This is a genomic window from Streptomyces sp. D2-8, assembly GCF_023184515.1.
GTDB lineage: Bacteria > Actinomycetota > Actinomycetes > Streptomycetales > Streptomycetaceae > Streptomyces.
In genome coordinates this window covers 1-8849 of record NZ_JAAHBP010000047.1, presented here as the reverse complement: position 1 = coordinate 8849, position 8849 = coordinate 1, and the positions used below count along the sequence as shown (strand labels likewise).

The window sequence follows — 8849 nt, the reverse complement described above, 5'->3', positions numbered from 1 at the left end:
GTCTCCGACGGCACCTCCCGGGCCCGGTGACACCACCCCCCAGGTCATCCGTTCGACAGGGGGCAACAGTCATGGCGGGCCCGGAGGCCAGCGGTCCCGTTGCGGAACCGCGGAAAACATAACGGGGAAGACATGGCGGACGAGGCGACAATCCGCGCTGTGGCGCTCCGCGCTGACCACGTGTACTGGGTACGGGAGTGGCCTGACAAGCCGACCTGGCGGGACCGGCTCCGCCGTTGGATGGACCCCGCGTCATACCACTTCGACCGGACCGCCACCCCACCGCGACCCTGGGTCGACCGGCCCGCCGGCTACTACGAGCGAACCGGCTGGCGCATCCGTGCAGCCTACGTCCTATCCGACCTGGCTTTCGAGGTCGAGTACGTGGTCTGTGATCCGTGCCAGATCGGCTGGGTGGAAGCGCCTCACTCCTACGAGGGCTACAAGCGCTGCGGCCTCGCCTCGGCCGCTCTCCGGTCCCTCCGTCAGGTCTACCCAGGAGTCCAGTGGCACACGGGCGGCGGCCATTTCCGCGAGGCAGAACGCTTCTGGCGTTCAGTCAGCGTGGGCGTGCCTGGTGGCTACACCCAACGGGCAAGGTGCCGTCACGTGGAACCGTGGAGAGCGCGGTGAGCGTGAAGTCACTCCCACGTCCGCGACCAGGGAACTTGTGATGGCTGTCCGTCTCAGTTTCCGTCTCATCCAGCGCCGTTCGCAAACGTTCAGCCGGGACCGAAGCCCGTAGCCGCTTCGGCAGCCAGCCGCCCATGAACGCAGGTGAACGGCCCTGTACGCGGCCCTGGGAGGCACGACCACAGTTGGAAAGCGTGTTGGTCCCCACGGGAGCTCGTACCTACGACACCGCCAGTCGATGGAGCTAGGTTGAGGGTGTGGACGAGGAAGCGATCACCATTAGGCTCACGCACGATCAAGCGTTCGTGCTGTCGGACTGGCTCCACCAAGTCATGTTCCAGTCCGGGGACCTTGAGGGGATCGTGCAGGACCGAGCCGTCTGGTCACCGATCTACGCGATCTCCGAAACGCTGGACAAGACGCTGAGCGACTGCAGGATCCCGTCAAAGGACAGCGCAGCCATCCATTTCATTCTCGCCGTTGTTGGCGGAGCACGGATGTCCAGCACCGGTTACAGGGGCGGGCTGGACACTGGGCCCGGTGTCTCACCTACGGGGCGGCAACGAAGCCAGCTGCCGCCCCGCCTCTTCCTCTCCCCGGACGGTCGGCGCAGTTCGCTGACGCGTCAGAGTTGGTCGTAGCCAGTGTTCGCGCGGCCGCCGTCCTCGGCTCGTGCCTCTGCGGTCCCGTCGACTTCCATGCCTCCGCGCACGCCCCCCTGAGCGGTCAGACCGGTGTTGGCGTGCGAGCCCGCACCGACCGCAGTGGCCGGCCCAGTATTCACGACCCGCACCGACCCGTCACGGCCCGACACCAGGGCCAGGACCCCAGTCCCCAGGGCTACGACGCCCACCAGCGCCGAGACGATCCCGGCGACCTGGTTGGCCTGGTCCCAGCTCAGAAAGCAGAAGACCCCGGCCAGTACCGCCACCGCCAGCCCTGTTAGCCCCGCCACCGCTCGCTGCCGTCCGCCCATCGGCCCATCCCTTCCTGGTCGTCCTACCCGAGCAAGTGTCCTGCCGATGTCCCCGCTCGGGCCGTTCGTCCATGGTCTGTCTCCGGACGTTTGGTGGTTATCAGTCGGGCCAGCAGTTCCAGGGTCTCTGGTGCGATGTCGGGCAGGCACTCAACCACCTGCTGCAAGGGGCCGATGTCGAGTGCCTCGGCCAGGAGCACACGCCCGTTGAGAATATCCGGGCACTTTTTCGCCGCAGACGTCAGCGCCTTGACCCGCTGCCCGGGGTCCTTGATGGTGCGGGCCGCATTGACGGCTTGTCGCCCTACGCCTTCGGCCTGTCCCCGACACCCCGTGCTGGTCAAGGCACGGGCGGCGCCCGCAAGTGCCGCCGCGCGTCGGCCGGGGTCCTTGAGTGTTCGGGCGAACTTGGCAGCCGCTTGGGCGAAATCGACGGCCTGCTCGTGGTGCCCGTCGTGGGCCAGCACTTCGGCGGCGGTCGCCAACGTTCTGGCGTGCCAGTTCGCGTCCCCGGCCTCGTGGGCGAGGTTGACAGCTGTCCGGGAGAGTTCAACGGCCTCTTGTCGGTGCCCTGTTCGGACCATTGTCCTGATTATGAGGGTCAGGGCCCTGACCCGGCTGGTCTGCCGGCTGATACTCAAGGCGAGGTCAGCCGCTTGTCGGTGACGTCCCGCGTGGGCCAGGGCCGTGGCGACGGCTGCTAGTGCCTTCGCCTTCCGGTCGGGGTCGTCGATTCTTCGTGTGAGTTCGATCGCTTCTCCGGGGTGCCCCGCGTGGGCGATAACCACGGCCACGGCCCCGTACGCCCCCTCCAGCAAGTCGGGCTCGGTGACCATTCGTGCGATGTCGATCGCTTGTCGATGGCGTCCGGTACGTGCGATGGCCCTCGCGGCGAGCGTGAGGGCCATCGCACGTCGACCGGACCCTTTGGCATCGTGGGCGAGTTCGGCTGCTACGTGGGCGAGTTCGGCTGCCTGCTCGTGACGTCCCGTGAGTGTCATGGCCTCGGCGACCACTGCCAGCAGCGCGGCCTTCGGCCCGAGGGCAGTGCCGCCGCGGGCGAGCTCTGCCGCCTCGTCCGCGAGTTCGGCTGCCTGCTGACGAGCACCCGCGCGGGCAATGAGCACGGCCACAGCCGCCAGGGTGTCCGCGCGCCGGTCGGTGTCGATCACGGCGCGGGCGAGTTCGGCGGCCAAGGCGTGGTGCCCCTTGCGGGCCACGGCCCGAGCAGCGACCGTGAGCGCCCCGTCCCGTTCGTCTTGGTTAACGATGCCGCGAGCGAGGCGAGCGGCTTCGTCGGCGAGTTCGGTGGCCTGCCGGTGGAATCCACTCAGGGCCAACTCCTTGGCTATGGCGCCCAGAGCCTTGGCCTGTCGGTCCGGGTCGGAGATGCCGCGGGCACGTTCGGCTGCTCGCTCTTGGTCCTTCGCGAAATTGGCGTGCTCGACAAGCTCGGCCGGGATCCGGGCTTGCCGGCCGAACGCGTAAGGAGAAGAGGGGTATGCGCTGGCCGGCTCATCGTCCGCGGCTTCGGAGGCAGCGGCGGACAGTGAGCCCAGCACTCCGTTCCGCCGCTGGGGGTCGGCGATGCTTCGCGCGAGCTCCACGGCTTGCTCTTGACGCCCCGACCGGGCCAGTGCCCTGGCCGCGGAGGCGAGAACTCCAGCCTGCCGGTCGGGGTCGGTGATGCCTCGGCCGAGTTCGGCGGCCTGTTGAGGGTCTCCGCTCCTGGCCATCGCGCCGACGACAGTGGCGAGGGCGTCGTCGCGCCGGTCGGGCCTGGCGATGCTGCGGGCGAGGTCGGCGGCTTGTTGGGGATGCCCGGTGCCGCAGAGGGCATCGGCGACGTCCCGTAGTTCCCAGGCGTCCTGGACGGGGCTCAGGAGCTGACGGGCCACCGACGCTACGAGCGACGCGGTGTTGTGGTCGGCTCTCCCCGCAAAGAGGAGCCGCCTGACGAGGTCGGGTATCCGCCTCGAACCGTGCGCCACCTGGGCCAGGGTGAGGGCACGTCGTACGTGCCCCACGATCGCCCAAGTCTCGATGACATCGTCAGGAATACTGGCGACATGCCCGCGGATCTCGTCGCGGCGCTGAGCCAGCCGCACGCACGCCCGCAGATTGGGATTGGTTGCGGCCCGGTGGAGACCGATGGCGTCGGCGATCTCGGCCAGCGCCTCTGTGTCGGAGCCGGTGGTCTCCCACAGTCTCTCGTGCCGCACCGCATCGGTCGCCAGTACGGTGAGACGAGTGGTGTCCGCCAGATTGCGTAACAACTGCGGGTAGCCGACAAGGGCATATTCCGGCGTGTCGGCTGGCCAGCCAGCCTGGCGCCAGGCGTCGGTGAAGGCGTGCACCCGCGCACGATAACCTTCAAGCGCCGCCGTGGAGATCCGCTTCAGAGCGCCCTGTTGCAGCTCTTCGTGGGCGAAGGAGAACAGTTGTTCCGGTTGTTGGCCTGTGGCCTGCCATTGGGCGGGCCGGGGTTGGAAGGACCGGCCCAATGATCCGCCGAGGACCTCTTCGACCTCCCAGGCACTCACCTCGCCCATGAGGTCGGCCAGGTCTTGGGCGCTCAGGCCACCGTTGGCGGCGGCGATCAGGCACGCCACCTCCCGCCCGGACCCACCACCCGTCAGCAGGGCGTGAAGGTCGCGCTCCGCGGCCTTCCGTAGCGCCTGAGCCGCGGGTGACGGTGCCAGTAGGTGGTCAACGTGCGCACTGTGCAGCGGGTGGTTCTCTAGTACATCGCTGGGGATGGGCGGATTTGGGCGGCCGGCCACGACGATTCGCAGGCCCGGAGGCGGCACGCGCGGCAGTAGCGCGGCAATGCTGTAACCGCTGCTGGCCGACTCGACGCCGGTGTCCTCGTCGAGTCCGTCGACAAGCAGGACCAGCCTTCGGCCTTCGGCCGTGGCCCTGTCTGCGGCACGTTCGAGGGCGTCGAGGAACTGGCCCTGGGAGGCGCAGTCCACGTCGGCGTCGCACAGGAACTCCCGCAACTGCCCCTGCAGGGCGGCCAGGAAAGCGGTCCGGTCCGAGCGTCCGGCGGCACGTGCGGTGATGAAGAAGGCCAGCACGTCCACGCCCTGCGGAGGGTGCAGTGCAAACTGCGCCATAAGCGCGGTTTTTCCTGACCACGCTGGCGCCAGCCACCGCCAGTAGGCCGTGCCCGCATCGCCTCCCTGGGCCTCCTGGACACCGTCGGGTGCGGTGGAGAACGCGGCCATGGCCGCCAATTCGGCGGCTCGACCCTCGAACCGGACGGCCGCGAGCTGGGCGACCTCATGCAGATAGCCCGAGGACAAGACGGGGCGGCCCTGCCCCAGGACCAGATCCCCGGCGATCTTCAGGACGCCGCTGTTCGCGAGTGCCCCGTCCACAGCATGCGCCTCACCCGTGTCCTCGGCCAGCTCCTGCCGCTTTCCCGGCCTCACTTCGCAACGCTCCTTCGCTCGCGACTTGTGAACGTCATTCTGCCCTCCCGCACGCTCTCCGCACCGGGCTGGCCGTGCACCACTAGTGCAGCCCCGGGTTGAGGACGGCACTGGCAGCCCCAGCAAGGCCAGCTTGTGTTACTTCCACCAATGCCTTGCGAGATCTTCATGCCCGAGTACCGTCCGCGGCTCGAATCAGCCAAGGCGCGTCTCCGCGCCAACCTGCACAGCGGAGCCAGCGAATCGACGGCGCCAGGACACGACCGACGCACCACAAGCGCACCAGATAGAGCGGGGAACAGCAGGGAACCACGGTAAAAGCGACCAAGGGCGATGAGACCTGGCGCCAGGCGAACGCCCAGTTCAACAGCCTTACCCGCCCCAAATACTCGCAGCTTCCCAAGCTGAGAGCGCGAGTTCGATTCTCGTCACCCGCTCCATTGAAACCCCAGGTCAGCGGCCTGGGGTTTGTCGTGTCCGGGCACGCCGATCCGCGTCGGGGGGTTGTGCTCAGGCGGGCTGGATGGAGGCCCGTAGTTCGACCTCGTATCCGCCCTTCGGGGTGGGTTCGGCGGTGAGGGTGCCATCGAGCAGTTCGGCGCGTTCTCTCAGGCCGATCAGGCCGTGCCGGGCGCTGGGCAGGGCGACGGACGGGCGAGTGGGGGCGGTGTTGGTGACGGTGAGGCCGAAGTGCTGCGCGTCATGCCACAGACGCACCTCGGCGCGGGCGCCCGGGGCGTGCTTGCGGACGTTCGTGAGGGCTTCTTGGACCGTGCGGTAGACGGTACGTTGGGCGGTTGTGCTGATGCCGGGCGGGAGCTCGCCGGTCAGCGTGGTCTCTATGCCGCTGTTGGCGATCAGTTGCTGGAGGTCGGCGAGGGTGGGCTGCGGAGTGAGTTCGGTGTCCTTGCCGCCGGAGGCGCGCAGCAGGGTGACCATGTGGCGGAGTTCGTCGAGGGTGTTCACGCTCAGGGTGCGGATGGTGCGGGCGGCGTCGCGGGTGTCCGGGTCCTTGGCGGCGACCTGCAGGGCTCCGGCCTGCACGGCGATGAGGCTGACCTGGTGGGAGACGACGTCGTGCATCTCGCGGGCCAGTTGGGCGCGTTCGCGGGCGAGGACGGTCTGGGCGTACAGGGCGCGTTCGTGTTCGCGGGCCACTTTGACCTCGACGAGTTGGCGGGCCACGTCGCGTCTGGCCTGCACGAGCTGGCCACACAGGATCGGAGCGAAGGCCATGGCCAGCGTGTAGACGAACTCGATGAGCGTCCAGGTCCGGTCGCCGGGAAACGTATCGCCGGAAAACGTGTCGGACAGGGGCCAGGCGAGGGTGGTCGCCGCCGCGTTCAGCAGGGCGCATCCGGCCAGCAGCGGGCGGTTACGGGTGCGCGTGGCCAGTGTGTAGAGGGCGGCGATCGGCGCGACTGCCACGTCCATGAACAGGGTCATGGGCAGTGTCAGCAGGAAGACGGGCAGGGGAAGGCGCCTGCGCAGGAACAGCCCGGCGCAGCCGAGGGCGGCGCAGGCCCACATGAACGCCGACGCCTCGCCGTAGAGGTTGATGCAGGCGTCGAGGGCCGCGAGCACGACGAGGCCCGCGTCGACGGCCCAGGGCGGCACCCGCCGCCGCAGTGCCTCACCCGTGCCCATCACCGGTTGTCCCGTGCCGTGCCGGCGCCGGCGCCGACGTCGCCGTTGTCGCCGAGCAGTCCGGCCCGCTCGGCGAGCAGTGCCGCCTGGACGCGGCCGGTGACCCGGAGTTTGGTCAGGATCGAGCTGACGTGGTCCTTGACGGTGCCCGCGCTCAGGTGGATGCGGGTGCCGATGTCGGCGTTGGACAGTCCTTCCGCGATCAGGACGAGGACGTCACGTTCGCGATCGGTGAGCAGGTTCACGCGCGCCACGTCCGCGTCCTGGGGCGTGTCCGCCCCAGGACGGCCGCGCAGCAGGGCCCGCGAGGCTTTCGGGGACATCACCACCCCGCCCGCGGCCAGGGTGCGTACGAGGTGGGCGAGCTGTTCGGGTTCGGTGTCCTTGAGCAGGAAGCCCGCGGCTCCCGAGCGCAGCGCGGTCACGATGTACTCGTCGGTGTCGAAGGTGGTCAGCATGGCCACCTTCGGCGGCTCGGGCAGCGTCTGGATCTCCCTCAGGACGGTCAGGCCGTCCACGTCCGGCATGCGGATGTCGAGGAGCACGACGTCCGGATGCTCACGCCGGATCACGTCGGCGGCGTGCGATCCTTCCGCGGTCGCCACGACCTGGATGCCGTCAGAGGCATTCAGGATCAGCTGGAACCCGGACCGCACCAGCGCCTCGTCGTCCACCACCACTACCCGGATCACCGGCGTTTCACCTCACGCTCGTCTGCCCTGTCCAGCTTCTCGGCGTCCCTGTACGCCCTACGCCCCGCGTCGGGGCGCTCACGTTCCCGTACGGTGATCGCTCCCTGTGGACAGTACGTCCGGCCAGGTGCGGGACGGTGCGGCCGCTGGTGAATCCCGCCACCCGGCAGGCTGGTTCCAGCCGTTCGGGGGGAGCGCTCCGGCCCGTCGGCGGGCGGGTGGGCGAGGTCCGGCGGATGGTGTCGGCGGTTCTCGTTCGGTGGGATCGGTCCGTGGGCCCGACCGGGTCTGCCGGCCGCAGTCGTTTTCCGAACCGTTCGAGGATCACCCAGCCATGCCCGAGTTGAACCTTCGTCGGCCTGTCCGTGCGCTGCGCCGCTGTGCGGCGCAGCCTCATGTGCTGTTCGGAGGCGTGTACGGGGCGGTGCTCGCCAGCTCCATGGTGGCCGCCCTGACGGAGCAGGGTGAGACGGCGCCCGCCGAGCGGTTCATCAGTGCCCAGTGGCTCCTGATCACGGCCGCCGCATCGGCCTTGGCGCACGGTTACGCGCATCTCATCGCCCTGCGCGGCGACCGGACCCATCACGGTGTGCGCGCCGCGGTGCGGCTGCTGCTGTCCGAGTGGCCGTTGGTGGTGGCGACGGTGCCGACGGTGGTCCTGCTGCTCGGCGCGGGCTGGGGGTGGTGGCCCTCGGCGGGTATCGAGTACGTGGCCTTCGCCGTGAACGTGGTGCTGCTGTTCGTCTGGGGCCTGCTCGCGGCCCGCGCTGCCGGTCGCACGTGGAGTTCCGCCTTGATGATCGGCACCGTGGACTCGTTGCTCGGGCTGACGGTCGTGGTGGCCAACGCCATCATCAAGTAGGGCAGTTGGCTGTCCGGGCCCGCCGGTCGGCCGCCGCGGCGCTGTTCCGTCGGCCGGCCGCCGCGGCGCTGTTCCGTCGGGCCGGCCGCCGCGGCGCTGTTCCGCCGGTCGGCGGGGTGGTCCCGGCCGGTCGGCGGGGGCGTCACCGAAGCCTGCCGGATGGTCCGTCTCCTGACGGCACCGAAGCATTCTGTGTATGACACAGATACAGCCGACGCAGGAGACATCGGCTCCGCAGGAGAACTCGCCTCCAGGGCCCCGAACCTCACCCGAGTCCGCAGGGCAGGTCTCGCCCGGCCGCCCCTCGATGGGACGCCTGGTCGGGTTGGATCTGGCCCGCGCGCTGGCGGTGTTCGGCATGTACATCGTGCACATCGCCCCGATGCCGTCAGCCGGGAACAACCTCGGCAGCTGGGTGTACTCCCTGGCGGAGGGGCGCTCGTCGGCCCTGTTCGCCACCCTCGCCGGGTTCTCTCTGATGCTGATCGCCGGCCGCCGAGAGCCGAAGACCGGCCTGGCGGGCCGGCAGGCGAAGGCCCGCATCGCGATCCGCGCCGTGATCCTGCTGGCCCTGGGCACCGTGCTGGCGATGGAGTACGGGG

General features: G+C 69.3%; 7 protein-coding genes. 3 read left to right on the top strand and 4 right to left on the bottom strand.

Going from position 1 to position 8849, the window contains the following annotated elements; genetic code table 11:
- Positions 1-890: 890 nt before the first annotated feature.
- Positions 891-1274, top strand: a complete 384-nt coding sequence (locus G3I77_RS40170) for a hypothetical protein (protein WP_248512360.1) — start codon at positions 891-893, stop codon at positions 1272-1274.
- On the opposite strand, the gene G3I77_RS40165 is transcribed toward G3I77_RS40170, so the two are convergent.
- The 4 genes from G3I77_RS40165 to G3I77_RS40150 form a co-directional block, all read right to left on the bottom strand.
- Positions 1259-1588 carry a hypothetical protein gene (locus G3I77_RS40165; protein WP_248512358.1) on the bottom strand — a complete coding sequence of 110 codons (330 nt, stop codon included), beginning with the start codon at positions 1586-1588 and terminating at the stop codon, positions 1259-1261. The two genes, G3I77_RS40170 and G3I77_RS40165, sit on opposite strands and share 16 nt — an antisense overlap.
- 44 nt (positions 1589-1632) lie before the next feature.
- Positions 1633-5046: a hypothetical protein gene (locus tag G3I77_RS40160; RefSeq protein ID WP_248512357.1), complete on the bottom strand. Its 3414-nt coding sequence runs from the start codon at positions 5044-5046 to the stop codon at positions 1633-1635.
- 510 nt (positions 5047-5556) lie between these two features.
- On the bottom strand, positions 5557-6693 hold the full coding sequence (locus G3I77_RS40155; protein WP_248512355.1) for a sensor histidine kinase: 1137 nt from the start codon (positions 6691-6693) through the stop codon (positions 5557-5559).
- A complete protein-coding gene (locus G3I77_RS40150; protein WP_248512362.1) occupies positions 6693-7373 on the bottom strand; it encodes a response regulator transcription factor in 681 nt (226 codons plus the stop codon). Before G3I77_RS40150 ends, G3I77_RS40155 begins: the two co-directional genes overlap by 1 nt.
- 346 nt (positions 7374-7719) lie before the next feature.
- On the opposite strand from G3I77_RS40150, the gene G3I77_RS40145 reads away from it, so the two are divergent.
- On the top strand, positions 7720-8247 hold the full coding sequence (locus G3I77_RS40145) for a hypothetical protein (protein WP_248512353.1): 528 nt from the start codon (positions 7720-7722) through the stop codon (positions 8245-8247).
- A 196-nt stretch (positions 8248-8443) separates the two neighbouring features.
- Positions 8444-8849, top strand: a 406-nt coding sequence (locus tag G3I77_RS40140; RefSeq protein ID WP_248512351.1) for a heparan-alpha-glucosaminide N-acetyltransferase domain-containing protein, incomplete at its 3' end; no start/stop codon positions are given.